Origin of the sequence: Streptomyces sp. 3211.6, assembly GCF_003634815.1 — a bacterium.
In the GTDB taxonomy this organism is placed as follows: Bacteria; Actinomycetota; Actinomycetes; order Streptomycetales; family Streptomycetaceae; genus Streptomyces; species Streptomyces katrae_A.
In genome coordinates this window covers 2,017,392-2,042,701 of sequence record NZ_RBXC01000001.1, presented here as the reverse complement: position 1 = coordinate 2,042,701, position 25,310 = coordinate 2,017,392, and the positions used below count along the sequence as shown (strand labels likewise).

The window sequence follows — 25,310 nt, the reverse complement described above, 5'->3', positions numbered from 1 at the left end:
GGTCGCCCGTCCGGGCCACGGCAGGCGCACCGCCGGTCTGCTGATCGCCCTCGCCGTACTGGCCCTCGTCGCGGTGGCGAGCATCGCCGTCGGTGCCAAGGCCATGCCGGTCGGCGACGTCTGGCACGGCCTGTTCCACTACAGCGGCACCACCAACGACGTGGTCGTACGGGACCTGCGGGTCCCGCGCACCGTCCTGGGGGTGATGGTCGGGCTCGGACTCGGCCTCTCCGGCGCGGTGATGCAGGCCCTGACCCGCAACCCGCTGGCCGAACCCGGCATCCTCGGCGTCAACGCCGGCGCCGCGGCCGCCGTGGTCTCCGCCATCAGCTTCCTCGGGGCGAGCACGCTGACCGAGTTCGTCTGGTGGGCCTTCCTCGGCGCCGCCGCAGTCTCCGCCGCCGTCTACGTCCTCGGCGGCAGCCGCAGCGCGACCCCGGTGCGCCTCGCGCTCGCCGGTACGGCGGCCAGTGCCGCGCTCGTCGGCTACATCAACGCCGTCCAGCTGATGGACAGCAAGGCCCTGGACAAGCTCCGCTTCTGGACGGTGGGTTCGCTGGCGTCGGCCACCATGGACACCGTCCGCCAGGTGGCCCCCTTCCTGCTGGCCGGCGCCCTGCTCGCGCTGCTGCTGGGCCGGCCGCTCAACGCGATGGCCATGGGTGACGACACCGCCCGGGCGCTGGGCGCGCACCTGACGCGGACCCGGATCGCTGCGATGGCCGCCATCACCCTGCTGTGCGGGGCCGCGACCGCCGCCTGCGGGCCGATCGTCTTCGTCGGGCTGATGATCCCGCACCTCGCACGTCTGATCACCGGTCCCGACATGCGCTGGGTGCTCGCCTACTCGGCCGTCCTGTCGCCCGTGCTGCTGCTCGGCGCCGACGTCGTCGGACGGGTGGTCACCCGGCCGGGCGAGCTCCAGGTCGGCATCGTCACCGCGCTGGTCGGCGGCCCCGTCTTCATCCACCTGGTCCGGCGCAAGAGGATGGCCCAGCTGTGAGCGACACCCGCATCCGCAGGGCCGCCCGGCCGCGCACCCTGCGCGGCCCCGCCGCCACCTCGCTGCGCGTCGAGCCGCGCGCCCTGCTCGCCGGGCTGCTGCTGGTCGCCGCGGCGCTGGCGCTCGCCGTCGTCCTGATCGGCACCGGCGACTTCGAGATAGCGCCCGGGGACGTCGTGTCCACCCTGCTGGGCAACGGCACCCCGGCCGACGACTTCATCGTCAACGACCTGCGGCTGCCGAGGGTCCTCGTCGCGATCCTGGTCGGCGCGGCCCTCGGGATGTCCGGGGCGGTCTTCCAGTCCGTCTCGCGCAATCCGCTCGGCTCGCCCGACCTGCTCGGCTTCGGGTACGGCTCGGCGGTCGGCGCGCTCGTCGTCATCACGGTGTTCAAGGGCGGGGCCACCGAGGTTGCGCTGGGCGCGGTCGTCGGCGGTGTGCTCACCGGGGCCGTGGTGTACCTCCTCGCGTACAAGAAGGGGATCCACGGGTACCGGCTGGTGCTGGTCGGCATCGGTGCCTCGGCCGTCCTCGTCGCCGTCATCCAGTACCTGATCGCCAAGGCACAGCTGGTCGAGGCGACCCGGGCGATGGTCTGGCTGACCGGCTCGCTGGCCGGCCGGGACTGGGCGCAGGTGTGGCCGCTGCTGGCTACCTGCGCGGTGCTGTTCCCGCTGGTCCTCGGGCAGAGCCGGGCCCTGCGGGTGATCGAGATGGGCGACGACGCCGCCCACGCCCTGGGCGTGCCGGTGGAGCGGACCCGGATGCTGCTGATGCTGGCGGCGGTCGTGCTGACCACGGCGGCCGCCGCGGCGGCCGGGCCGGTCAGCTTCGTGGCGCTGGCCGCGCCGCAGCTGGCCCGGCGGCTGACCCGCTCGCCCGGGTCGAACCTGCTGACCGGCGCGCTGATGGGCGCCGTCCTGCTGCTGGCCTCCGACCTGGCCTCGCAGCGGGCCTTCGGCGCCGACCAGCTGCCGGTGGGCGTCGTCACCGGCCTGGTCGGCGGTGTCTACCTGCTCTGGCTGCTCGTCATGGAGCGCAAGGCGGGACGGGTATGACGCAGACCAGGCACACCGTGCACACGCACACGACGCACACGACGCACGCGGTGGACGCGCCGCACCCCCACGGGCACGGCCCGGCCGACACGAGGAGTACGCAGGTGCAGAGGCTGACCGCGGAGAACGTCACCCTCGGATACGACCAGCGGGTCATCGCCGAGAACCTGTCGGTGGAGATCCCCGACCACTCGTTCACGGTCATCGTCGGCCCCAACGCCTGCGGCAAGTCCACGCTGCTGCGCGCCCTGTCGCGGATGCTCAGGCCCACCGCCGGACGGGTGCTGCTCGACGGGCGGGCGATCACCTCGACGCCCGCCAAGCAGGTGGCCCGGACCCTGGGGCTGCTCCCGCAGTCCTCGGTGGCGCCCGACGGGATCACCGTCGCCGACCTGGTCGCCCGCGGCCGCTACCCGCACCAGGGGCTGCTGAGGCAGTGGTCGGCGCAGGACGAGCGGATCGTCCTGGAGTCGATGGCCTCCACCGGGGTCGCCGAACTCGCCGACCGGGCCGTGGACGAGCTGTCGGGCGGGCAGCGCCAGCGGGTGTGGATCGCGATGGCGCTGGCCCAGCAGACGCCCCTGCTGCTCCTGGACGAGCCGACGACCTATCTGGACATCCAGCACCAGCTGGAGGTCCTCGACCTGTGCGCCCAGCTGCACGAGGAGCAGGGCCGGACCCTGGTGGCGGTGCTGCACGACCTCAACCAGGCGGCTCGCTACGCCACCCACCTGATCGCCCTGCGCGACGGGGTGGTCGTCGCCGAGGGGCCGCCGGCCGAGGTGGTCACGGCCGGCCTGGTGGAGGAGGTGTTCGGGGTGCCCTGCCGGGTCATCGACGACCCGGAGACCGGCACGCCGCTGGTGGTCCCGTCGGCCCGCAGGGCCCGTGCGAGGACGGCGGCCTAGAGCAGGCTCTTGAGGCGCAGCAGGTCGCGGAAGCCGGCCTCCAGGCGGACCCGGCCCGAGGCCCAGGCCTTGGCGAACTTCAGCTGTCCGTCGACCAGGGCGAGCAGGTCGTCCCCCGACATCGCGAGCCGGATCTCGGCCTTGCCGCGGGGCGGGCCGGGAGTCAGGGCGTCCACCCGGATCCGGCCGCCCTCGAGGCGGCCGGCGAAGGTCACGTCGAGGTCGGTGATGTGGCAGCTCAGGGAGCGGTCGAGGGCGGCCGCGCCGCGCACGTCGCCGTCGGCCCCCGCGAGGTTGTCGGAGAGTCGGTCGAGTGCCGCGCGGCACTCCTGGATCGTAGCCATGGTGTCCCGACCGTACCGCAGAGCCGTGCGTGGCAGCCGGGGTGCTTCGGGGTAGCGTCGGGGCATGACCGACGAACTGTCCGGGAGCCTTCCGGACGTCCCCCAGGAGCCCCTGACGGAGCCCGCGGCCGGGTCCGGGAGCGGGCCCGGGGCGGGGGCCGCCGAGCCCGCCGGGCCCGCGCCGCTGGGCCTCGTACGCACCCCGACCGGGCACCCCGGGGTCGACGCGCACCTGGAGCGGCTCGCGGACGCGGACCACCTGGCGGCGGACGGGCACGTCGAGGTGTACGAGGATGTGCACAGGGGACTGCGCGAGGCGCTCGCCGCGCTGGACGCGCAGCCCGTCCCCGGACCGTACGAAAACAGGAGCTGAACCGAACGTGGCAGGAGTGGCACGCCGCCGCCTGGACGCCGAACTGGTACGCCGCAGCATGGCCCGCTCACGGGAGCACGCGGCCCAGCTGATCGCCGCGGGCCGGGTGACCGTGGGCGGCACGACCGCGACCAAGCCGGCCACCCAGGTCGAGACCAGCGCGGCCCTCGTCGTCCTCAAGGACGACAGCGACCCCGACTACGTCTCCCGGGGCGGCCACAAGCTGGCCGGAGCCCTCGCGGCCTTCCGGCCGCTGGGGCTGGGCGTCGAGGGCCGCCGGGCACTGGACGCGGGAGCCTCGACCGGGGGCTTCACCGACGTGCTGCTGCGCGCGGGCGTGGCCCACGTCGTCGCCGTGGACGTCGGCTACGGGCAGCTGGCCTGGTCGCTGCAGAGCGACGAGCGGGTGACCGTCAAGGACCGGACGAACGTGCGCGAGCTGACGCTCGACCTGATCGACGGGGTTCCGGTGGACCTGGTCGTCGGCGACCTGTCGTTTATCTCGATCGGTCTGGTGCTGCCCGCCCTCGTGCGGTGCACGGCACCGGACGCCGACCTGGTGCTGATGGTCAAGCCGCAGTTCGAGGTGGGCAAGGACCGGCTCGGCAGCGGCGGTGTGGTGCGCAGCCCCGAGCTGCGGGCCGAGGCCGTGCGGGAGGTGGCCGCCCAGGCGTGGAAGCTGGGGCTGGGCGTGCTGGGGGTCACCGCCAGTCCGCTGCCGGGGCCTTCGGGGAACGTCGAGTACTTTCTGTGGCTTCGGGCGGGGGCACCGGCACTCGACCCGGGGGATGTCGACCGTGCAGTGGCGGAGGGGCCTCAGTGACAGATTCGTCGTCGTCAGCGTCAGCGTCAGCGGGCGAACCGGACGCACCGGGTGCAGCGGACGCACCGGGTCCGGCGGGTCCGGCGGGGGAGCCGGAGGGTCCGCGCACCGTCTTCCTGGTCGCCCACACGGGGCGGGCCGCGGCCCTGCGCAGTGCCGAGCTGGTGGTGCTGGGGCTGCTGAAGTCGGGGATCGGCGTGCGGGTGCTCGCGCACGAGGCGCGGGACATGCCGCTGCCGTCCGAGGTGGAGCTCGTCCAGGAGTGCACGCCGCAGGCGCTGGCCGGGTGCGAGCTGCTGATCGTGCTGGGCGGGGACGGGACCCTGCTGCGCGGGGCGGAGTTCGCGCGCGGGTCGGGGGTGCCGATGCTGGGCGTCAACCTGGGCCGCGTCGGCTTCCTCGCCGAGGCCGAGCGCGACGACCTCGACCGGGTGGTGGACCGGGTGGTGCGCAAGGCGTACGAGGTCGAGGAGCGGATGACCCTCGACGTCCTCGTCCGGAACAACGGTGACGTGGTCCACCGGGACTGGGCGCTGAACGAGGCCGCCGTCCAGAAGGTGTCCGCCGAGCGGATGCTGGAGGTGGTCCTGGAGATCGACGGGCGTCCGGTGACCGGCTTCGGGTGCGACGGCATCGTCTGCGCGACGCCGACCGGCTCGACGGCGTACGCCTTCTCCGCGGGCGGGCCGGTGGTGTGGCCGGAGGTGGAGGCGCTGCTGCTGGTGCCGATCAGCGCGCACGCGCTGTTCGCGAAGCCGCTGGTCACCTCGCCGGACTCGGTGCTGGCGGTGGAGGTGCAGACCGGGACGCAGCACGGGGTGCTGTGGTGCGACGGCCGGCGGACGCTGGAGCTGCCCGCCGGGGCCAGGGTGGAGGTCCGGCGCGGGACGGTGCCGGTACGCCTCGCCCGGCTGCACCACGCGTCGTTCACGGACCGGCTCGTGGCGAAGTTCGCGCTGCCGGTGTCGGGTTGGCGCGGCGCACCGCACTGAAGCCCTCCGAGGAACCCGCTATTAGCACACCCGTTCGGAAAACTCCGGGCGGGTGAGGTCACATGGCACCCGCGAAACCTCGGTATGGTCGTCCCGTGCTTGAGGAGATGCGGATACGGTCACTCGGGGTCATCGACGACGCGGTGGTCGAGCTGTCGCCCGGTTTCACCGCGGTGACCGGCGAGACCGGTGCGGGCAAGACGATGGTCGTCACCAGCCTCGGGCTGCTGCTCGGCGGCCGCGCCGACCCGGCCCTGGTACGGATCGGGGCCAAGGCCGCGGTGGTCGAGGGCCGCGTCGTGCTGCGCCCGGACGCGGCCGCCGCCGTGCGCGCCGAGGAGGCCGGGGCCGAGCTCGACGAGGGCGCCCTGCTGATCAGCCGGACCGTGTCCGCCGAGGGACGCTCGCGCGCCCACGTCGGCGGCCGCTCCGTCCCCGTCGGCCTGCTCTCCGAGCTCGCCGACGACCTGGTCGCCGTCCACGGCCAGACCGACCAGCAGGGCCTGCTGCGGCCCGCCCGCCAGCGCCAGGCCCTCGACCGGTACGCCGGCGACGCCGTGGCCGTCCCCCTGGAGAAGTACGCCGGCGCGTACCGGCGGCTGCGCGCCGTCTCCGCCGAACTGGACACCATCACCACCCGCGCCCGCGAACGGGCGCAGGAGGCCGACCTGCTGCGCTTCGGCCTGGAGGAGGTCGCCGCCGTCGAGCCGCTGCCCGGCGAGGACGCCGAACTGGCGGCCGAGGCCGAACGGCTCGGGCACGCCGAGTCCCTGGCCTCCGCCGCGCAGGCCGCGCACGCGGCCCTCGCGGGCGACGTCGAGGACCCCGAGGGCGTCGACGCCAACACCCTCGTCGCCGGCGCGCACCGCGCCCTGGAGTCCGTACGCTCCCACGACCCGGTGCTCGGCGCCCTCGCCGACCGGATCGCGGAGCTGGGCATCCTGCTCGGCGACGTGGCCGGCGAGCTCGCCGGGTACGCCGACGACCTGGACGCCGACCCCCTGCGGCTGGCCGCCGTGGAGGAGCGGCGGGCGGCGCTGACCCAGCTGACCCGCAAGTACGGGGACTCCGTCGACGCCGTCCTCGAATGGGCCCAGAAGGGCTCCGCCCGGCTGCTGGAGCTCGACGGGGACGACGAGCGGATCGAGGAGCTGACCGCCGAACGGGACGCGCTGCGCGCCGAACTGTCGCAGCTGGCCCAGGCGCTCACCGACGCCCGCGCGGAGGCCGCCGAGCGGTTCGCCTCCGCCGTCACCGCCGAACTGGCCTCCCTGGCCATGCCGCACGCCCGCGTGACCATCGACATCCGCCAGACCGAGGACCCCGAGGGCGTCGAGGTCGGCGGCCGGCCGGTCGCGTACGGGCCCGCGGGCGCCGACGAGGTCGAGCTGCTGCTCGCCCCGCACCCCGGCGCCCAGCCCCGGCCGATCGCCAAGGGCGCCTCCGGCGGCGAGCTCTCCCGGGTCATGCTGGCCGTCGAGGTCGTCTTCGCCGGCACCACCCCCGTGCCCACGTACCTCTTCGACGAGGTCGACGCGGGCGTCGGCGGCAAGGCGGCCGTCGAGATCGGCCGGCGGCTGGCCAAGCTCGCCAGGACGGCCCAGGTCGTCGTCGTCACCCACCTGCCCCAGGTGGCGGCCTTCGCGGACCGGCAGCTGCTGGTCGAGAAGACCGTCGACGGATCGGTGACCCGCTCCGGGGTCACGGTCCTGGAGGGCGAGGACCGGATCCGCGAACTCTCCCGGATGCTGGCCGGCCAGGAGGACTCGCAGACGGCCCGCGCCCACGCCGAGGAACTGCTCGCGGCGGCACGGGCGGACGGCTGAGAAACCGGGGCGTTAGCCCGTGTGGGTGAGGATGGGGGGCGCACTGCGGTATCCCGCACGGGATCCGCACCCGTATGGTCCCGGAACGCGCGTACGGACTGGCATCCTGGGCGACGTCTCTGACTTCTCACCCTGGAGCTCCGGCCCGTGAGCAGTACCCCGGCTTCGGCACCGCCGCCCGTCCTGCCGTACGGGCGGCCCCCGCTGCGCACCGTGCAGGTCCTCGGCGGGGCGGGCGCGGGCAGCAGCGCGCACGTGCGCTCCCTCACCACGGGGCTCGCGGCGCGCGGCGTACGGGTCACCGTGTGCGCCCCCGTCGCGGCCGAGGGGGAGTACGACTTCACCGGCGCCGGCGCGGAGTTCACCCCCGACGCGGCGAGCGCCCTGCGGGCCGCCTGCGCCGGGGCGGACGTGGTGCACGCCCACGGCGTCCGGGCCGGGATGCGGGCCGCCCTCGCCCTGCGGGGCCGCGGCCGCCGCGCCCCGCTCGTCGTCACCTGGCACGGCAGCGCACCGGACGCGGGCCCGCTGGGCCGCTTCGGCCGCCTGCTGGAACGTCACGTGGCCCGGGCCGCGGCGGTGGTCCTGGGCTCCTCCTCCGACCAGGTCGACCTCGCACGCCGCCGTGGCGCGCGCGACGCCCGCCTCGCCGCCGTCGCCGTCCCGGCCGCGCCGGCGCAGCCCGACGCGGGCAAGACCCGGGCGGAACTGGGCGTGGTGGAGCGCCCCCTGGTCATCGCGGTCGGCAGCCTGGTCGCCCGCCGCGGCTACTCGTTCCTGCTGGATGCGGCGCGGGCCTGGCGGGACCTGGAGCCGGCACCGCTGCTGCTGATCGCGGGTGAGGGCCCGCTGCGCCCCGAACTGGCCCGCCGGATCGCGTCGGAGAACCTCCCGGTGCGCCTCCTGGGCCGCCGCCGCGACGCCGACCGCCTGCTGGCGGCGGCCGACGTGGCCGTCCTCCCCAGCCGCTGGGAGGGCCGCTCCCTGCTGGCTCAGGAGGCCCTGCGGGCCGGGGTCGCCCTGGTGGCGACGGAGGTCGGAGGAGTCCCCGAACTCGTCGGCGACGCGGCGGTCCTGGTCCCGTACGGGGACTCGGCCGCCCTCGCGGGCGCGGTCACCGCCCTCCTGGACGACCCGGACCGCCGCGCGGCCCTCGCCGTCGCCGGCCGCGCCCAGGCCGCGACATGGCCGTCGGAGGACGACACGGTGGCCCAGGTCCTCTCGGTCTACGACGAACTGATGGAGCGCCGGCGTCCCTGACCCGGCGCCCCCGCCCCCTTACGACGGTGTGGTGTGCCTGCGGGCGCGCAGCGCCAGGCTCAGGGACAGGACCGTTTCCGGGTCGTCGAGGTCCGTGCCCAGCAGCTCCGAGATGCGGGCCAGCCGGTTGTACAGGGTCTGCCGGTTCAGGTGCAGCTCCCGTGCCGTCTCCGCCTTGCGCCCCGCATGGGCCAGGTACGTCTCCAGGGTGGGCAGCAGCGGCGGCCGGGACGTGGCGTCGTGGGTGCGCAGGGCCCCGATCGCCCGGTCCACGAACGCCGCCAGGTCGGGGTGCTCCCGCAGCCGCCACAGCAGCAGGTCGATGTCCAGGCGGCGGGCGTCGTACCAGGGCCGGGCCGGCAGGCCGTGGGCGGCGGTGGCCGTCTCCGCGGCGTGGCGCAGGCCCGCCGAGGCCGCCGCCCAGCTGCCGGAGACGCCGGCGACCACCACCGGCGGGGCCCCGGCCCGGTCCAGGCCGGCCCGTTCCACCCCGGCCCGCAGCGCGGCGGCGACCCGGTCGGCGACGGCCGTGCGCTCCGACTCCGCCCGCAGCGACACCAGCAGCGGTACCCGTCCCTCCACCGGGCGGACGCCCAGCAGCACCGGCACCCCGACCGAGGACAGCTCCTCCTGCACCGCCCGGGCCAGCACCGACCAGTTCCCGGACGGGACCAGCTCCGAGGACAGCCGCATCACCAGCGGCAGCAGCGGTCCCGCCCCCGGACGGAAGCCCAGGACCCGGGCCTGCGCCGGGGCGTCCTCCGCCGAGATCCGCCCCTCCGCCAGGTCCGTCAGGAAGTCGCCCCGGCCGCGTGCGGCGAGCTCCTCCTCCTGCCGGGCCTGCATCAGGACCACCGCCAGCACCCCCGCCGTCCGCTCGGCCGCCATCCGGTGGACCGGCAGCAGCGGCGCCGCCACCCCCACCAGCACGACCCGCGCCCGCACCGAGCCCGTGCCGTGGCCGCCGCCCGGCACGTCCACCACCACCGCGTTCGCCGACGGCTCGGCCACGCGCTGTCCCCGCAGCCCCTCCCACACCTGAAGCGGGTCCGCCGCGGCCTCCCCGGCCACCGGCCCGGCCGCGTACAGCAGTTGGCCGTCCGGGGTCTCCAGGAAGACCGGGTTGGCCGTGAAGTCGGCCAGGATGCGCAGCACCTGCGGGATCCCGCCACCCCCCAACAGGGCCTCCGTGCAACGCCGGTGGACCTCCTCGGCCCGCTGGAGGAGTGCGTAGTGGTGGTTGACGATCTCGGTGTGGATCTCCTCCGTCACGGCGACGAAGGGGACTTCCCGGTGCAGCTGGACCAGCGGCAGCCCGGCCGTCCGCGCGGTCTCCACCAGGGTCGCCGGCAGCCGGGTGAACCGCGGCCCGAGCTCGACGACCAGCGCGGCGATGCCCCGGTCCGCGAGACGCCGTACGAACGCGCGCTGCTCGGCGGGCCGGGTGCCCAGCCCCAGCCCGGTGGTCAGCAGCAGCTCGCCGCCCTTCAGCAGCGACGCGATGTTCGGCACCTCGCCCGCGTGCACCCAGCGCACGGTCCGCCCGAGACGGTCGGCGCAGGCCACCACCTCCGGCAGCCCGCTGCGCAGTCCCGGCAGCTCCAGCGCCCGCTGAACGGTGATCCCGCCCTGGTTGTCCATATCGCGGGACGCTACCGGCCGCCCCGTTCCGAGCGCATCACCGGGTGGTAACGGCGCCCGGCATGTCCCCCATGTCCCCCGGCCGGGCCGACAACTCGTCGTTCCCGCAAGGCGATTATCCGACCGCGTGCCGATTGTGGCGTACGTCACCCGGGTGGAGAGTGGCGGCCTCGCGAACGCCCTCCCGACAGGAACGAGGACGACCCATGAGCAGAGCCGGCACCACGCCCCCGCCCACCTCCCCCGGGGCACCGGGAACACCACCGGTCCAGCGCCTCAAGGCCAACTCCGTGGGCCTGGTCGGCGTGGTCTTCATGGCCGTCGCCACCGCCGCGCCGATCACCGCGATGACCGGCAACCTCCCCATCGCCGTCGGCTTCGGCAACGGGACCGGCGCCCCCGCCGGCTACCTCTTCGCCACCCTCGTCCTGACCGTCTTCGCGGTCGGCTACGTCGCGATGGCCAAGCGGATCACCGCCGCCGGAGCCTTCTACGGCTACATCTCGCACGGCCTCGGCCGGATCGCCGGCATGGCCTCCGGCATGCTCGCCGTCCTCGCCTACGTCGTCTTCGAGGCCTCCATCGTCGGCGTCTTCTCCTACTTCGCCAAGACCACCGTCCACGACCAGCTCGGCGTCGACCTGCCCTGGATCGTCTACGCGGCCGCGATGCTCGCCGTCACCGCCGTCCTCGCCCACTTCGACATCAACCTCACCGCCAAGGCACTCGGCGTGATGCTGGTCGCGGAGATCGCCGTCCTCTTCGCGGTGGCCACCGCGGTCCTGGTCGCGGGCGGCGGCCCCGACGGGATCCCCCTCGAACCGGTCAACCCGAAGAACGCCTTCACCGGCACCTCCGCCGGGCTCGGCCTCTTCTTCGCCTTCTGGTCCTGGGTCGGCTTCGAGTCCACCGCCATGTACGGGGAGGAGTCCCGCGACCCCAAGCGGGTCATCCCCAGGGCCACCCTCGTCTCCGTCACCGGCGTCGGCCTCTTCTACATCTACGTCTCCTGGATGACCATCTCCGGCAACGGCCTGGCGAAGTCCGTCGAGCTGTCCGCCTCCGCCAGCCCCCTGGACCTGTTCTTCGCCCCCGCCCAGCACTTCATCGGGGCCTGGGCCGTCGACGCCTTCCAGTGGCTGCTCCTCACCGGCTCCTTCGCCTGCGGGATGGCCTTCCACCAGTGCGCCGCCCGCTACCTCTACGCCATCGGCCGCGAGGGCTTCCTCCACCCCGCCCTCGGCCGCACCCACCCCCGGCACGGGTCCCCGTACCTGTCCTCCGTCGTGCAGACCGTCATCGCCACCGGTCTGGTCGCCGGGTTCTGGCTCACCGGCCAGGACCCGTACCTGCACCTGTACACCCTGCTCGCGATTCTCGGCACGATGGCCATCCTCATCGTGCAGACCCTGTGCTCCTTCGCCGTCATCGGCTACTTCCGCAGGAACCACCCCGAGGACCGGCACTGGTTCCGCACCTTCACCGCCCCGCTGCTCGGCGGGATCGGGATGACCGCCGTCGTGGTCCTGCTGGTCCTCAACATGCAGACCGCGGCCGGGGCCGCCGCCGGCTCCCTCTTCTTCAAGCTGATCCCCTGGATCGTCGGCGCGGTCTTCTTCGGCGGACTGGGCCTGGGCCTCTGGCTCAAGCGGAAGGCCCCCGAACGCTACGAGATCATCGGCCGGATCGTCCTGGAGGACGCCGCCGAGCGCACCGACGAGACCGCACCCCCCGCGCCGCCCGCCCCCACCGACCCGACCGCCGCGACCGTCTGAGGAGCCCCGCCATGGCCCGCACACCGCTCATGCACGCCCTGCGCCGGATCGCCGCCGACCACGCAGCCGCCCGCCGGCTCCGCCTGCCCGTCGCCGAGGTGCGCGGCTCCAGCCGCCGAGAACTCCTCGGCCGGGCCGCCGCCCTCGGCCTCACCGCCGCCCTGGCCCCCGCCACCCTCGCCCACGCCGCCACCCCCGCTCCGGCCCCGGCGAAGAGACCCTCCGGCCCCGCCCGCGTCGCCGTCGTCGGCGCCGGCATCTCCGGCCTCACCGCCGCCCTCACCCTCCAGGACGCCGGCATCCCCTGCACCCTCTACGAGGCCAACCCGGCCCGCGTCGGCGGCCGCATGTGGACCCAGCGCGACCACTGGGCGTACGGGCAGACCTCCGAGATCGGCGGCGAGCTCATCGACACCAGCCACAAGAAGATCCAGGAACTGTGCCGCCGCTTCGGCCTGCCCCTGGAGGACTTCCTCGGCGGCGGCCCCAACGGGGCGGAGGAAGTCCTCTGGTTCAACGGCTCCTACTACCCCCGCAGCCAGGCCGACGAGGACTTCAAGGCCGTCTACCAGGCCCTGCACCGCGACCTCCAGGACGCCGGAGAGGTCTCCTGGAACTCCTCGACCCCCGCCGGCACGGCCCTCGACGACATGACCCTGTACGAGTGGATCGAGACCCGCGTCCCCGGCGGACACCGCTCCCTCCTCGGCCGGTTCATCGACGTCGCCTACAACGTCGAGTACGGCGCCGACACCCAGGCCCAGTCCGCCCTGGCCCTGGTCCTGCTGATGGGCTACCAGCCCAACCCGGGCAACTTCAACGTCTGGGGCCTGTCCAACGAGCGCTACCACGTCATCGGCGGCAACGACCGGCTCCCGAACGCCATCGCCGCCGCACTGAACCCCGGCACGCTGGTCATGGGCCGCGAACTGGTCGCCGTACGCGCCAACGCCGACGGCACGCAGACCCTCACCTTCGACGACTCCGGCGCCGTGCGCACCGCCACCGCCGACCACACCGTCCTGTGCGTCCCCCTGCCGATCCTCCAGCGCCTGGACACCTCGCAGGCGGGCTTCGACCCCCTCATGCGCAACCTGCTGCGCGACGCCCGGATGGGCTACTGCACCAAACTCAACATGCAGTTCACCGCCCGCCCCTGGCGCGGCACCGGCCCCTGGCCCGGAGTCTCCTCCGGCGACTGCTTCACCGACTCCGCCGTCCAGCAGACCTGGGACACCACCAAGGTCCAGCCCGGCACCGGCGGCATCCTGCTCCAGTACGGCGGCGGCTCCCTCGCCGGGGCGCTCACCCCCGCCACCCCCTTCGCCACCGAGTCCGACCCCTACGTCCGCGACCTGGCCGGCCGGGTCCTGACCGGCGTCGACTCCTTCTTCCCCGGCACGAAGGCGGTCTGGACGGGCCGCGCCCAGCTCTCCGCCTGGCACCGCAACCCCTACTCCCTGGGCGCCTACTCGTACTGGCCCACCGGCTACCTGCACCGCTACGCCAAGTACGAGGGCACCGCGCAGGGCAACGTCCACATCGGCGGCGAGCACTGCAGCTACGACTTCCAGGGCTTCATGGAAGGCGGCGCCACCGAGGGCGAGCGCGCGGCCCGCGAGGTGATCGCCGCCCTCCAGTAGGCCTCCGCCCCCACCCGGGACCGGGACCGGCCCTCACACGGGCGGGATGTTGTGGTTGAAGCGGAAGACGTTGTCCGGGTCGTACTCCCGCTTCAGCCGCGCCAGCCGCCGCATGTTGTCGGCGCCCAGCCCGGCCACCACCCGGTCCGCGCCCTCGTCCCCGGTGAAGTTCAGGTACACCGCGCCGGTCGACCACGGCTGGACGTCGGCGCGGACGTCCCTGACCCACCGGACCACCCGCTCGTCGTCGGCGGGGTCCTCCCACATCCCGAACGGGTGCACCGCCCACGGCGCGTCCCGGTACGGCACCGGGTAGTCGCCCCGGGCCGCCGCGATGGCCCCGCCCTGCGGCCACACCACGTGCTGGGTGCCGGTCGGCACCGGCATCGAGGCGGCCCGGGCGCAGAACACGTCCACGAACGCGTCCGGCACCCCGGTCAGGTACTCCGCCGACCAGTAGTTCCGCAGCCCCGGCGGATCGTCGAGCATGCACTGCAGCTCCGCGTACGGGATGGCCGTGACGACCTCCGCCTCGTGCGGGACCGCCAGCAGCGGGCCGGCGAGCCTGCGCAGTTCCTCCTCCGGCCCCGCATAGGTCACCAGCGCACCGGCCAGCAGCAGGCCGACCAGGTGCGGCGGGACGAACGGCGCGGGCGGCCCGGTCAGGTAGAGGAAGCCACCGCCGGCCGCGTCCGGGCCGGTCTCGATGACGTCCCGGTACGCGCGGAGCACCTCGGGCCCGCGCTCCGGCAGGTAGAAGACCATGGCGATGGACAGGGCGGGCAGTTCGTGCAGACGCAGCGTCAGCGAGGTGGCGATGCCGAAGTTCCCGCCGCCGCCGTGCAGCCCCCAGAACAGCTCCGGATGTTCCTCGGCCGTGACGTCCAGCAGCGCGCCGTCCGCCGTGACCAGCTCCACGCCCAGCAGGTTGTCCACGGCCAGCCCGAACTTCCGGTCCAGCCAGCCCGTGCCCCCGCCCAGGACGAAGCCGCCGACGCCCGTGGTGGAGGCCCGGCCCCCGGTGGTCGCCAGCGCGTACGGCTCGCAGGCCCGGTCCAGGTGGCTCATCGTCGCCCCGCCCGCGATCCGCACGGCCTTCGCCGCCGGATGGACGGTGACCTCGTGCATCCGGCGCAGGTCCACGACCACCGCGCCGTCGTTCAGGGACATCCCCGCCACGCTGTGCCCGCCGCCGCGCACCGCCACCGGCAGGTCCAGGTCCCGGGCGAAGCGCACCGCCGTGACCACGTCGGGCGTGCTCTCGCACTGGGCGATCACCGCGGGCCTGCGGTCGACCATCGCGTTGAAGACCGTCCTGGCCTCGTCGTACCCGGGGTCGTCGGGGGCGAAGACCTCCCCGGCCAGGTCCTCGCGGAGCGCGGCAAGCGCCGTGGCCGCCTTCGAGAGGGGCGCCATCGCTACCCCCCCTTTCCCCAGAAGGGCGTGGGACCCTTCCAGGTTAGGCGGGCGGCCCGAGGGCCGCGCGACGGTGGCGCGGCCGCCCCTCAGCCCCCGTACGCCCCGCTCGCGGTCAGCCGCAGCGCGGTGTCGATCAGCGGAACGTGGCTGAAGGCCTGGGGGAAGTTCCCGACCTGGCGCTGGAGCTTGGGGTCCCACTCCTCCGCCAGCAGCCCCAGGTCGTTGCGGAGCGACAGCAGCTTCTCGAAGAGGCGGCGGGCCTCGTCGACCCGGCCGATCATCGCGAGGTCGTCGGCCATCCAGAAGGAACAGGCCAGGAAAGCGCCCTCGTCGCCCTCCAGGCCGTCCACGCCGGCCTCCTCGCCCGCCGTCGGGTAGCGCAGGATGAAGCCGTCCGGGGTGGACAGTTCGCGCTGGATCGCCTCGATCGTGCCGATGACCCGCTTGTCGTCGGGGGGCAGGAAGCCCATCTGCGGGATCAGCAGCAGCGAGGCGTCCAGCTCCTGGGAGCCGTAGGACTGGGTGAAGGTGTTGCGCTCCGGGTCGTAGCCCTTCTCGCACACGTCCGCGTGGATCTCGTCGCGCAGCGCCCGCCAGCGCTCGAGCGGGCCGTCCGCGTCCCCGCTCTCGATCAGCTTGATGGTGCGGTCCACGGCCACCCACGCCATCACCTTCGAGTGCACGAAGTGCCGGCGCGGGCCGCGCACCTCCCAGATGCCCTCGTCCGGCTCGTTCCAGTGGATCTCCAGGTAGCGGATCAGCTTGAGCTGGAGCACCGAGGCGTAGTCGTTGCGGGCCAGACCGGTCATGTGGCCCAGGTGCAGGGCCTCGGTGACCTCGCCGTAGACGTCGAGCTGGAGCTGGTGGGCGGCGCCGTTGCCGACGCGCACGGGGGCCGAGTTCTCGTAGCCGGGCAGCCAGTCGAGCTCCGTCTCGCCCAGCTCCCGCTCGCCGGCGATCCCGTACATGATCTGGAGGTTCTCCGGGTCGCCGGCGACCGCGCGCAGCAGCCAGTCCCGCCAGGCCGCGGCCTCGCCGCGGTAGCCGGTGCGCAGGAGCGAGGAGAGGGTGATGGCGGCGTCGCGCAGCCAGGTGTAGCGGTAGTCCCAGTTGCGGACCCCGCCGATCTCCTCCGGCAGGGAGGTGGTCGGCGCGGCGACGATCCCGCCCGTGGGGGCGTACGTCAGGGCCTTGAGGGTGATCAGGGAGCGGATCACCGCCTCCCGGTAGGGCCCGTGGTACGTGCACAGGTCGACCCACTCGCGCCAGAACTCGGACGTGGCCTCCAGGGCCGCCTCGGCCTCCGGGGCCTGCGGGGCCCCCAGGTGGGAGGGCTGCCAGCTGATGGCGAAGGCGACCCGGTCGCCCGGGGCGACGGTGAAGTCCGAGTAGGTCGTCAGGTCCTTGCCGTAGGTGTCCGCGTCGGCGTCGAGCCACACGGAGTCGGGGCCCGCGACGGCCACCGTCCGCCCCTCCACCTTGTGCACCCAGGGCACGACCCGCCCGTAGCTGAAGCGCATCCGCAGCGCCGAACGCATCGGGACGCGGCCGCTGACCCCCTCGACGATGCGGATGAGCTGCGGTGCGTGCCCCTCGCGGGGCGGCATGAAGTCGATGACGCGGACGGTCCCGCGCGGGGTGTCCCACTCCGACTCCAGCACCAGCGAGTCGCCCCGGTAGCGGCGGCGGGTCGCCTTCGGCGGCTCCGTCCCCGGCGGGAACGACGGGCCGATCCGCCAGAACCCGTGTTCATCGGTGCCCAGAAGGCTCGCGAAGACGGCATGGGAGTCGAAGCGGGGCAGGCAGAGCCAGTCCACCGCCCCGTCCCGGCAGACCAGCGCCGCGGTCTGCATGTCCCCGATCAGTGCGTAATCCTCGATGCGCCCGGACACGTTGCTCTCCAGTCGAACGGCCACGTCCGCCCCGTAGGGCGCTTGCATTGCGCTGTCGCGCGGTCTCCTGTGCGCAGGGATCCCCGCGTCGAGTCCTACATTGCCGGAACCGGCGTTGTTACGCCGTTCGCCGGACTGCTCGGCGGCGATGTGCAGCGGTATCCGAGCAAGGTATGAGCGCACCCTAGTGATCTCCTTAAGTCTTGGGACAATGTCACTCGGCCGAACGGGTGACCTGGGGGAACGCCGCCGCCGGACGGCGCCGCGGGGTCGCGGGCGGGGCCGGTGCGCAGCGCGCCCGGAGGCGGACCGCCCCGGGCGCTGATAGGCTGGTACCCCGTGGACCGGTGGTCTGCCTGTGCGAATCAGGAGCCCCGAAACCGCAGCTTCGGCACCCCCGGAAACGGGAGAAGTCGCCGGACGCACCTCACCTCGCGACCACGGGAGCCCCCTCTTGGCTATGCCGCCCGCTGCTTTCCGAAACAGCACAGCCATGACGACCAAGCACATCTTCGTCACCGGGGGTGTCGCTTCGTCCCTCGGCAAGGGCCTGACGGCCTCCAGCCTGGGTGCGCTGCTCAAGGCGCGCGGCCTGCGGGTCACGATGCAGAAGCTCGACCCGTACCTGAACGTCGACCCCGGCACGATGAACCCGTTCCAGCACGGCGAGGTGTTCGTCACCAACGACGGCGCCGAGACCGACCTGGACATCGGCCACTACGAGCGCTTCCTCGACGTCGACCTCGACGGCTCGGCCAACGTCACCACCGGCCAGGTCTACTCGCAGGTCATCGCCAAGGAGCGGCGCGGCGAGTACCTCGGCGACACCGTGCAGGTCATCCCGCACATCACCAACGAGATCAAGCACCGCATCCGCCGCATGGCCACCGACGACGTCGACGTGGTCATCACGGAGGTCGGCGGCACGGTCGGCGACATCGAGTCGCTGCCGTTCCTGGAGACCGTCCGCCAGGTCCGCCACGAGGTCGGCCGCGACAACGTCTTCGTCGTGCACATCTCGCTGCTCCCCTACATCGGCCCCTCCGGCGAGCTGAAGACCAAGCCGACCCAGCACTCCGTCGCCGCGCTGCGCAACATCGGCATCCAGCCCGACGCGATCGTGCTGCGCGCCGACCGCGACGTCCCCACCTCCATCAAGCGCAAGATCTCGCTGATGTGCGACGTGGACGAGGCGGCCGTGGTCGCGGCGATCGACGCCAAGTCGATCTACGACATCCCCAAGGTGCTGCACACCGAGGGCCTGGACGCCTATGTCGTCCGCAAGCTCGACCTGCCCTTCCGCGACGTCGACTGGACGGTGTGGGAGGACCTGCTCGACCGCGTCCACAACCCCGACCACGAGGTCAAGGTCGCGCTGGTCGGCAAGTACATCGACCTGCCCGACGCCTACCTGTCGGTGACCGAGGCGCTGCGCGCCGGCGGTTTCGCCAACCGGGCCCGCGTCCAGATCAAGTGGGTCACCTCCGACGACTGCAAGACCCCGGCCGGCGCCGCCGCGCAGCTGTCCGACGTGGACGCGATCTGCGTCCCCGGCGGCTTCGGCGACCGCGGTGTGAACGGCAAGGTCGGCGCGATCACCTACGCCCGCGAGAACAAGATCCCGCTGCTCGGCCTGTGCCTGGGCCTGCAGTGCGTGGTCATCGAGGCCGCGCGCAACCTCGCGGGCATCGAGGAGGCGAACTCCACCGAGTTCGAGCCCTCGACCCCGCACCCGGTCATCTCGACCATGGAGGAGCAGCTGGCCTTCGTCGAGGGCGCGGGCGACCTGGGCGGAACGATGCGCCTGGGCATGTACCCGGCGAAGCTGGCCGAGGGTTCCATCGTGCGCGAGGTCTACGGCGACCAGGCGTACGTGGACGAGCGCCACCGCCACCGCTACGAGGTGAACAACGCCTACCGCGGCGAGCTGGAGAAGAAGGCCGGCCTGGTCTTCTCCGGCACCTCCCCGGACAACAAGCTCGTCGAGTACGTCGAGTACCCGCGCGAGGTCCACCCCTACCTGGTGGCCACCCAGGCCCACCCGGAACTCCGCTCCCGCCCGACCCGGCCGCACCCGCTCTTCGCGGGCCTGGTCAAGGCCGCGGTGGAGCGCAAGCAGCAGGGCTGACGCTCGGTAACGTAGACGGCCGGGGTACGGATCTTCCGTATCCCGGCCGTCGCACGTCGTGGGAGGACATCGGCATGGACATCGACACCGGCAGCGCAATCAAGGACACCGCGGAATCCTGGGAGACCCTGTCGACCAGGCGGCCGTTCCAGGGCGCCAAGACGGCGGTCGACTCCGACGAGGTGCGGATGCCGGACGGGTCCGTGGCCCGGCGCGACTACCAGGTGCACCCGGGGTCGGTGTGCGTGCTCGCCCTGGACGGGGCGGGGCGGGTGCTGGTGATCAACCAGTACCGGCACCCGGTGCGGCGCCGGCTGTGGGAGCTGCCGGCCGGGCTGCTCGACGTACCCGGCGAGAACCCGCTGCACGCGGCCCAGCGGGAGCTGTACGAGGAGGCGCACGTCAAGGCGGGGGACTGGCGGGTGCTCGCCGACTTCTACGCCTCCCCGGGCGGCTCCGACGAGGCGGTCCGGATCTTCCTCGCGCGGGACGTGGCGGAGGCGGACGGGGTCCGCTACGCCGAGACGGATTCCGAGGAGGCGGACATGCGGGTGGAGTGGGTGGAGCGGGAGGTTCTGGTACGGGGCGTCCTCTCCGGCGAGCTCGGGAACCCGGCGCTGGTGACGGGTGTCCTGGCCGTGACGGCCGCCCTCGCCTCCGAGGCGGGCCTCGACGCCCTCCGCCCGGCGGACGCCCCGTGGCCGGCCCGGCCGTACGAGGCGTAGTCCCGCCGGGCGGTGTGCGGGTGCCGCTGCGCGGTGCTTCTCCCCGCCCCGCCCTTCGGGAACGGGGGAAGTGGCCCCCGGGGGATTAGTAGGCCCATCCGCTGATCCGATCGGGCGATCTATGGGCCACGCTCCACACGGTCCGTCGCTCTGCGTGAACTACGCTCAGCAACCCGAAGGCAGGGAGAGGAGCGGATCCGTGGCGGATTTCGTCGGGCGGCGGCGTGAGCTGAAGGAGCTGCGCGAGGACATCGCGCGGACCGGGCTCGACACCCTCTCCGGCCGCAAGGCCAAGTCGCCCCGCGCACGGGTGCTGCTCGTCGCCGGACGCCCCGGCTCCGGCCGGACCGCCCTCGCCGAGGCCTTCGTGCGCGAGGTCGCCGACGAATACCCCGACGGCCTGGTCCGCGTCCGGCTCAGCGCCCCCGGCGGCGAACCCCTGGAGACCGATCGGGCCGTCCGCACCCTGCTGGAGGGCCTCGGGGAGCGCACCCCGCCCGGCGCCTGCGAGGACGACCTCAGCGCCGCCCTGCGCGAAACCCTCAGGAACCGGCGGGCGATCCTGCTGCTCGACGACGCCGCCGACCCCCACCAGGTCGACGCCCTGCTCCCCGACACCCCCGAGTGCCTGGTCGTCGTCACCGCCGAGGGCCCCCTCACCGGCATCCCCGACGTCCGTCCCTGCACCCTCGGCGGGCTGGACACCGCCTCCGCCGTCGCCCTGCTCGGCCGGATCATCGGGGACACCCGGATCACCGTCGACCCGACCGCCGCCGAGGACCTCGCCGAGGAGTGCGGGGGGCTGCCGGCCGTGCTCACCCTGGCGGGCGGCTGGCTCGCCACGCACCCCAAGGCCGCCGTCGCCGACCTGGCCAAGCAGCTCCACGAGATGCCCCCGGGCACCTCCGGCCCGCTCGGCCGCGCCTTCCGGATCGTCTACGAGTCCCTCCCGCAGCCCGCCCAGCGCACCGTCCGCCTGCTGCCGCTCGCCCCCGCCGGGATGCTCGACTCCCACACCACCTCCGCCCTCGCGGGCTGCTCCGTGGCCGCGGCCCAGTCCACCCTGGAGGACTTCGCCCGGCTGGGCCTCGTACGGCACGAACGCGACGGCCTCTTCCGGCTCCCCGGCTGCCTCGCGCCCTTCCTCCGGTCCCTGCTGGAGTCCAAGGAGCGGCCCGCCGAGGTGCAGCTGGCCCGGGCCAGGATGCTGGAGCGGACCGTGCGCCTGCTGACCTCCTGCCGGGCCATGGCCGAGCTGCCCGAGGAGGAGGCCGCCGAGGCGCGGGAGGCCCTGGACGGGCTCCCGCGCGCCCTCCGCTTCCCCGACCGGCGGGCCGCCGCCACCTGGCTGGACACCCGGCTGCCCGCGCTGACCGCCTCCGCCACCCTGGCCGTGGCCGACGGCGGCCTGGACACCCTGGCCCGCAGACTGGTCTCCGCACTGGTCAGAGCCCTGGCCGCGCACCGGGGCACCGAGGAGGCCGCCCCCGAGCTGTACGGGCTGCACCGGCTCGTGCTCGGCGTGGCGGAGCGCCGCCACCTGTACCGGGAGCAGGCCGCGGCCCTGCTGAACCTGGCCGACCTGGACGCCGCGACCGGCCGCACCCACGAGGCGCTGGAGCGGTACCGGGCCGCGCTGGCCGCCGGAAAGGCCGCGAAGGACCCTTACGCGACCGGCCGCGCGATGGAATCCGTAGGCGGTGCCTACCAGGAGCTGGCGGACTGGCCGAGGGCCTCCGACTGGTTCGGCCGCGCCCTGGCCCACGCCCTCGCGCGGGGGGAGCGGGCGGACGAGGCCCGGCTGTACGGGCGGCTCGGCAACGTGCACACCTACGCGGGCCGCTACGGGGAGGCGCTGCGCAGCTGGCGCGCGGCCGCCGCGGGCTACCGCCGGCTGGCCGATGTCCCGGGGCAGGCAAAGGCGTTGAGCGAGATGGCGCGCGTCCAGGAGTACGCCGGGCGGCCCGAGGAATCGCTGCACACCTGCCGCGAGGCGATCGAGCTCGCGCGCCGTGCCGGGGACCTGCGGCTGCAGGCCGCGCTCCAGGTCCGCCTCGCCGACACGCTGGACCGCCTCGGCGACCCGGCGGCCGCCCGGCTGCACCGGTCGGCGGCCGACAGATTGCTGGGAGACGACCCCGCAGCCTGCGAAATCCGCAGTGGCTCCGACTGAAATTATTGGTTTGCAAGGCTAGACAGCGCCTCATCCTTCATTAGACTGGCTTCACCACGACATCCAGTGGTGCATCCCGTTGCGCGTTCTTGTGGGCGGGTATGTATGGAAGTGCCCCGTAACATCCCCTGAGTCAAGGACCGTGATCGACGATGAAGGTCGGCATCCCCCGCGAGGTCAAGAACAACGAGTTCCGGGTCGCCATCACGCCCGCCGGTGTGCATGAGCTCGTCCGCAACGGCCACCAGGTCTTCATCGAGCAGAACGCCGGTGTGGGCTCCTCGATCACGGACGCCGAGTACGTCGCCGCCGGTGCCGAGATCCTCGCCACCGCCGACGAGGTCTGGGCCACCGCTGACCTGCTGCTGAAGGTCAAGGAGCCGATCGCGGAGGAGTACCACCGCCTCCGCAAGGACCAGACCCTCTTCACCTACCTGCACCTGGCGGCCTCCCGCGAGTGCACGGACGCCCTGCTGGAGTCCGGCACCACCGCCATCGCGTACGAGACGGTCGAGCTCGCCAACCGCGCGCTGCCGCTGCTCGCTCCGATGTCCGAGGTCGCGGGCCGTCTGGCCCCGCAGGTCGGCGCCTACCACCTGATGCGCTCGGCCGGCGGCCGCGGCGTCCTCCCGGGCGGTGTCCCCGGCACCCACGCCGGTGAGTGCGTGGTCATCGGCGGCGGCGTCTCCGGCTGGAACGCGGCGCAGATCGCCATCGGCATGGGCTTCCACGTGACCCTGCTCGACAAGGACATCAACAAGCTCCGCGAGGCCGACAAGATCTTCGGCACGAAGATCAAGACGATCGTCTCCAACGCCTACGAGCTGGAGAAGGCCGTGGTCGAGGCCGACCTCGTCATCGGCGCCGTACTGATCCCGGGTGCGAAGGCCCCGAAGCTGGTCACCAACGAGCTCGTCGCCAAGATGAAGCCCGGAAGTGTCCTTGTCGACATTGCCATCGACCAGGGCGGCTGCTTCGAGGACTCCCGTCCGACCACCCACGCCGAGCCGACCTTCCAGGTCCACAACTCGGTCTTCTACTGCGTCGCCAACATGCCGGGCGCGGTGCCGAACACCTCCACCTACGCGCTGACCAACGCCACGCTGCCCTACATCGTGCAGCTCGCGAACCTCGGCTGGGTCGAGGCGCTCCGTCGCGACGCGGCGCTGGCCCTGGGCCTCAACACCCATGACGGCAAGGTCGTTTACGGCCCCGTCGCCGAGGCCCACAACCTCGAGTCCGTCGAGCTCAGCGCGCTTCTCGGCTGAACCGTCAACGACTGACGTCAATCTCACGTCTCCGGCCGGACCTTGCCCGCAAGGTCCGGCCGGACGCGTTTGCGGCCCGGCCGCTCAGGCCGTTCAACTCGCCTCGAACGTAACCCTTTAACCCTTTCGCGCACCCGCGAAACTTCACAGCGACAGCGCGCACGCCCTTGACAGAGTGGTGTTCGGTTGCCGACACATCGTGCCGGGTCCGGCGGATTGTGTTGCCGCTGAGCGGTGACACGCCATAGAGTCGCCAACCGTCGGCATGGTGCAACGCTGACCTATCGATAAGTGTCCTGGTCACGCCCGAGGAGGTAAGACGACTTGTGAATGAGTCGACATTTGCTCCTGGGGGTGGTCGAGCAGGGACGCCCGAGGGGACCCAGAGTTCCGCCGGGCTCGAAGCTGTCGGCTCCGTCGCGGTCCGCACCTTCGCAAACCACCAGCACATGACGACGCCCCAAAAGAGCATGGACGGCCTAGACGTGAACTCCACGGCCGGCGACCACAGCGGCGATGCGCCCATTGGTTTCGCCGACTACGACCAGGTGCCCGAGGGGCACTTCTACGACCCCGACGCGGAGTACGAGCCCGACCCCGAGTACGCGGCCACCCTCGCGCCCGACGCTGCCCGCCAGCGCCGCGAGCGCATCGGCCCTACCGGGCGCCCGCTGCCGTACTTCCCGATCCCGGGCCCGCTGACCGACCACGGTCCGGCGAAGATCATCGCGATGTGCAACCAGAAGGGCGGCGTCGGCAAGACCACGTCGACCATCAACCTGGGTGCCGCGCTCGCCGAGTACGGGCGCCGCGTGCTGCTCGTCGACTTCGACCCGCAGGGCGCGCTGTCCGTGGGCCTCGGCGTGAACCCGATGGAACTCGACCTGACGGTCTACAACCTGCTCATGGAGCGGGGCATGTCGGCCGACGAGGTGCTGCTGAAGACGGCGGTCCCCAACATGGACCTGCTGCCGAGCAACATCGACCTGTCCGCCGCCGAAGTGCAGCTGGTCAGCGAGGTCGCGCGCGAGTCGACGCTCCAGCGGGCGCTCAAGCCGCTGATGAACGACTACGACTACATCGTGATCGACTGTCAGCCCTCGCTGGGCCTGCTGACCGTGAACGCCCTGACGGCGGCTCACAAGGTCATCGTCCCGCTGGAATGCGAGTTCTTCGCACTGCGCGGTGTGGCGCTGCTGACCGAGACCATCGAGAAGGTCCAGGAACGGCTCAACCCGGAGCTGGAGCTCGACGGCATCCTCGCCACGATGTACGACTCCCGTACGGTGCACAGCCGGGAGGTGCTGGCGCGCGTGGTCGAGGCCTTCGACGACCACGTCTACCACACGGTCATCGGCCGGACCGTGCGCTTCCCGGAGACCACGGTCGCCGGCGAGCCGATCACCACGTACGCCTCCAACTCCGTCGGCGCCGCCGCCTACCGCCAGCTGGCCAGGGAGGTGCTCGCCCGGTGTCCCGCCGAGTGAGTCTGCCCGGCGCCGACGAACTGTTCCGCACGACCGGGGGGATGGCCCTCCAGTCGTCCTCGCCCCGGCGGGGCGCCGAGGAGGCGTCGCCGGCGGTGGCGGGCGGCGGTACGGAGCACGCGGCGGCCGCACCGGCGGACGGCACGGCGAGGACCACCGGGGACGGCCCGGGCGTGGGCGCGCAGCGCAGGCCGCAGGAAGGTTCTGCCGGCGGTGCGGGCGGCGGCGTCGGTGTCGGCGCTCCGGGGCCGCGCCAGGGCAAGGGCCAGGGCCGGGGTGCGAACCGCCGGCCGAGCGGGCGCGAGCGGCACGACGAGAAGATCACGGTCTACGTCTCCGCGGAGGAGCTGATGGACCTGGAGCACGCCCGGCTGGTGCTCCGCGGGGAGCACGGGCTCGCGGTCGACCGGGGCCGGATCGTCCGCGAGGCGGTCGCGGTCGTCCTGGCGGACCTCGAATCGAGGGGCGACGCCAGCATCCTGGTCCGCCGCCTGCGGGGCCGCTGAGCCCGCGGAGGCCGTTCCCGGCCTTCCGCCGTTCCCCGGGGAGCCGCGGCCCCCGTTCTGGGGCTG

At 73.3% G+C, this 25,310-nt stretch carries 20 protein-coding genes; 16 read left to right on the top strand and 4 right to left on the bottom strand.

Features of this window, described 5'->3' with window-relative positions; translation table 11 throughout:
* Positions 1 to 43: 43 nt before the first annotated feature.
* Genes BX286_RS09520 through BX286_RS09510 form a run of 3 tightly spaced genes read left to right on the top strand, consistent with a single transcriptional unit; the run spans position 44 to position 2,969 of the window.
* The gene (locus tag BX286_RS09520) at positions 44 to 1,003 is read left to right on the top strand and encodes an iron chelate uptake ABC transporter family permease subunit (RefSeq protein ID WP_121017605.1); all 960 of its coding nucleotides are present in this window, start codon (positions 44 to 46) and stop codon (positions 1,001 to 1,003) included.
* Between the two features lie 11 nt (positions 1,004 to 1,014).
* Complete coding sequence (locus tag BX286_RS09515) at positions 1,015 to 2,061, top strand: iron chelate uptake ABC transporter family permease subunit (RefSeq protein WP_100864303.1); 1,047 nt, start codon at positions 1,015 to 1,017, stop codon at positions 2,059 to 2,061.
* Positions 2,058 to 2,969, top strand: a complete 912-nt coding sequence (locus BX286_RS09510; RefSeq protein WP_398898338.1) for an ABC transporter ATP-binding protein — start codon at positions 2,058 to 2,060, stop codon at positions 2,967 to 2,969. Before BX286_RS09515 ends, BX286_RS09510 begins: the two co-directional genes overlap by 4 nt.
* On the opposite strand, the gene BX286_RS09505 is transcribed toward BX286_RS09510, so the two are convergent.
* On the bottom strand, positions 2,966 to 3,313 hold the full coding sequence (locus tag BX286_RS09505) for an SCP2 sterol-binding domain-containing protein (RefSeq protein WP_079425521.1): 348 nt from the start codon (positions 3,311 to 3,313) through the stop codon (positions 2,966 to 2,968). The two genes, BX286_RS09510 and BX286_RS09505, sit on opposite strands and share 4 nt — an antisense overlap.
* Before the next feature lie 64 nt (positions 3,314 to 3,377).
* Here BX286_RS09505 and BX286_RS09500 point away from each other — a divergent pair, with 64 nt between their 5' ends.
* The 5 genes from BX286_RS09500 (at position 3,378) to BX286_RS09480 (ending at position 8,587) form a co-directional block, all read left to right on the top strand.
* Complete coding sequence (locus BX286_RS09500) at positions 3,378 to 3,686, top strand: hypothetical protein (protein ID WP_079425519.1); 309 nt, start codon at positions 3,378 to 3,380, stop codon at positions 3,684 to 3,686.
* Between the two features lie 7 nt (positions 3,687 to 3,693).
* Positions 3,694 to 4,509 carry a TlyA family RNA methyltransferase gene (locus tag BX286_RS09495; RefSeq protein WP_100863905.1) on the top strand — a complete coding sequence of 272 codons (816 nt, stop codon included), beginning with the start codon at positions 3,694 to 3,696 and terminating at the stop codon, positions 4,507 to 4,509.
* Entirely contained in the window at positions 4,506 to 5,501 is a 996-nt protein-coding gene (locus BX286_RS09490) for an NAD kinase (protein WP_261340942.1), read from the top strand. Before BX286_RS09495 ends, BX286_RS09490 begins: the two co-directional genes overlap by 4 nt.
* 107 nt (positions 5,502 to 5,608) lie before the next feature.
* Positions 5,609 to 7,327: a DNA repair protein RecN gene (gene recN, locus BX286_RS09485; RefSeq protein WP_079425515.1), complete on the top strand. Its 1,719-nt coding sequence runs from the start codon at positions 5,609 to 5,611 to the stop codon at positions 7,325 to 7,327.
* A gap of 147 nt (positions 7,328 to 7,474) precedes the next feature.
* Complete coding sequence (locus BX286_RS09480; protein WP_261993391.1) at positions 7,475 to 8,587, top strand: glycosyltransferase family 4 protein; 1,113 nt, start codon at positions 7,475 to 7,477, stop codon at positions 8,585 to 8,587.
* An 18-nt stretch (positions 8,588 to 8,605) separates the two neighbouring features.
* On the opposite strand, the gene BX286_RS09475 is transcribed toward BX286_RS09480, so the two are convergent.
* On the bottom strand, positions 8,606 to 10,228 hold the full coding sequence (locus BX286_RS09475) for a PucR family transcriptional regulator (protein ID WP_079425511.1): 1,623 nt from the start codon (positions 10,226 to 10,228) through the stop codon (positions 8,606 to 8,608).
* Positions 10,229 to 10,434: 206 nt separating this feature from the next.
* Between BX286_RS09475 and BX286_RS09470 the strand changes: the two genes are divergently transcribed.
* A complete protein-coding gene (locus BX286_RS09470; RefSeq protein ID WP_187344112.1) occupies positions 10,435 to 12,003 on the top strand; it encodes an APC family permease in 1,569 nt (522 codons plus the stop codon).
* An 11-nt stretch (positions 12,004 to 12,014) separates the two neighbouring features.
* Positions 12,015 to 13,646: an NAD(P)/FAD-dependent oxidoreductase gene (locus tag BX286_RS09465; protein ID WP_187344111.1), complete on the top strand. Its 1,632-nt coding sequence runs from the start codon at positions 12,015 to 12,017 to the stop codon at positions 13,644 to 13,646.
* 33 nt (positions 13,647 to 13,679) lie between these two features.
* Here BX286_RS09465 and BX286_RS09460 read toward each other — a convergent pair whose 3' ends face one another.
* Both BX286_RS09460 and BX286_RS09455 read right to left on the bottom strand, forming a co-directional pair.
* Positions 13,680 to 15,062, bottom strand: coding sequence for an FAD-binding oxidoreductase (locus BX286_RS09460; protein ID WP_121014848.1), 1,383 nt, complete (start codon positions 15,060 to 15,062; stop codon positions 13,680 to 13,682).
* A gap of 89 nt (positions 15,063 to 15,151) precedes the next feature.
* Positions 15,152 to 17,005 carry a glycoside hydrolase family 15 protein gene (locus BX286_RS09455; protein ID WP_079425505.1) on the bottom strand — a complete coding sequence of 618 codons (1,854 nt, stop codon included), beginning with the start codon at positions 17,003 to 17,005 and terminating at the stop codon, positions 15,152 to 15,154.
* Positions 17,006 to 17,450: 445 nt separating this feature from the next.
* Here BX286_RS09455 and BX286_RS09450 point away from each other — a divergent pair, with 445 nt between their 5' ends.
* The 6 genes from BX286_RS09450 to BX286_RS09425 all read left to right on the top strand — a co-directional run bounded on the left by BX286_RS09450 (position 17,451) and on the right by BX286_RS09425 (position 25,244).
* The gene (locus BX286_RS09450; RefSeq protein ID WP_237292739.1) at positions 17,451 to 19,085 is read left to right on the top strand and encodes a CTP synthase; all 1,635 of its coding nucleotides are present in this window, start codon (positions 17,451 to 17,453) and stop codon (positions 19,083 to 19,085) included.
* Between the two features lie 74 nt (positions 19,086 to 19,159).
* Positions 19,160 to 19,810, top strand: a complete 651-nt coding sequence (locus BX286_RS09445; RefSeq protein ID WP_121014847.1) for an NUDIX domain-containing protein — start codon at positions 19,160 to 19,162, stop codon at positions 19,808 to 19,810.
* A 121-nt stretch (positions 19,811 to 19,931) separates the two neighbouring features.
* Positions 19,932 to 21,983 (top strand): tetratricopeptide repeat protein, encoded by a 2,052-nt coding sequence (locus BX286_RS09440; RefSeq protein WP_261993390.1) that lies wholly within the window; start codon positions 19,932 to 19,934, stop codon positions 21,981 to 21,983.
* Positions 21,984 to 22,135: 152 nt separating this feature from the next.
* Complete coding sequence (ald, locus tag BX286_RS09435) at positions 22,136 to 23,251, top strand: alanine dehydrogenase (protein ID WP_121014846.1); 1,116 nt, start codon at positions 22,136 to 22,138, stop codon at positions 23,249 to 23,251.
* A 449-nt stretch (positions 23,252 to 23,700) separates the two neighbouring features.
* Positions 23,701 to 24,738, top strand: coding sequence for a ParA family protein (locus tag BX286_RS09430; protein WP_237292736.1), 1,038 nt, complete (start codon positions 23,701 to 23,703; stop codon positions 24,736 to 24,738).
* Entirely contained in the window at positions 24,723 to 25,244 is a 522-nt protein-coding gene (locus tag BX286_RS09425) for a hypothetical protein (RefSeq protein ID WP_121014845.1), read from the top strand. The genes BX286_RS09430 and BX286_RS09425 overlap by 16 nt, the downstream gene beginning before the upstream one ends.
* Positions 25,245 to 25,310 lie beyond the last annotated feature (66 nt).

Bases quoted from the DNA above. Each gene is read 5' to 3' on its own strand.
- BX286_RS09510 (WP_398898338.1), top strand. From the start codon at position 2,058: ATGACGCAGACCAGGCACACCGTGCACACGCACACGACGCACACGACG.
- BX286_RS09505 (WP_079425521.1), bottom strand. From the start codon at position 3,313: ATGGCTACGATCCAGGAGTGCCGCGCGGCACTCGACCGACTCTCCGAC.
- BX286_RS09500 (WP_079425519.1), top strand. From the start codon at position 3,378: ATGACCGACGAACTGTCCGGGAGCCTTCCGGACGTCCCCCAGGAGCCC.
- recN (WP_079425515.1), top strand. From the start codon at position 5,609: ATGCGGATACGGTCACTCGGGGTCATCGACGACGCGGTGGTCGAGCTG.
- BX286_RS09475 (WP_079425511.1), bottom strand. From the start codon at position 10,228: ATGGACAACCAGGGCGGGATCACCGTTCAGCGGGCGCTGGAGCTGCCG.
- BX286_RS09470 (WP_187344112.1), top strand. From the start codon at position 10,435: ATGAGCAGAGCCGGCACCACGCCCCCGCCCACCTCCCCCGGGGCACCG.
- BX286_RS09465 (WP_187344111.1), top strand. From the start codon at position 12,015: ATGGCCCGCACACCGCTCATGCACGCCCTGCGCCGGATCGCCGCCGAC.
- BX286_RS09460 (WP_121014848.1), bottom strand. From the start codon at position 15,062: ATGGCGCCCCTCTCGAAGGCGGCCACGGCGCTTGCCGCGCTCCGCGAG.
- BX286_RS09455 (WP_079425505.1), bottom strand. From the start codon at position 17,005: ATGCAAGCGCCCTACGGGGCGGACGTGGCCGTTCGACTGGAGAGCAAC.
- BX286_RS09450 (WP_237292739.1), top strand. From the start codon at position 17,451: ATGACGACCAAGCACATCTTCGTCACCGGGGGTGTCGCTTCGTCCCTC.
- BX286_RS09445 (WP_121014847.1), top strand. From the start codon at position 19,160: ATGGACATCGACACCGGCAGCGCAATCAAGGACACCGCGGAATCCTGG.
- BX286_RS09440 (WP_261993390.1), top strand. From the start codon at position 19,932: ATGGGCCACGCTCCACACGGTCCGTCGCTCTGCGTGAACTACGCTCAG.
- ald (WP_121014846.1), top strand. From the start codon at position 22,136: ATGAAGGTCGGCATCCCCCGCGAGGTCAAGAACAACGAGTTCCGGGTC.
- BX286_RS09430 (WP_237292736.1), top strand. From the start codon at position 23,701: ATGACGACGCCCCAAAAGAGCATGGACGGCCTAGACGTGAACTCCACG.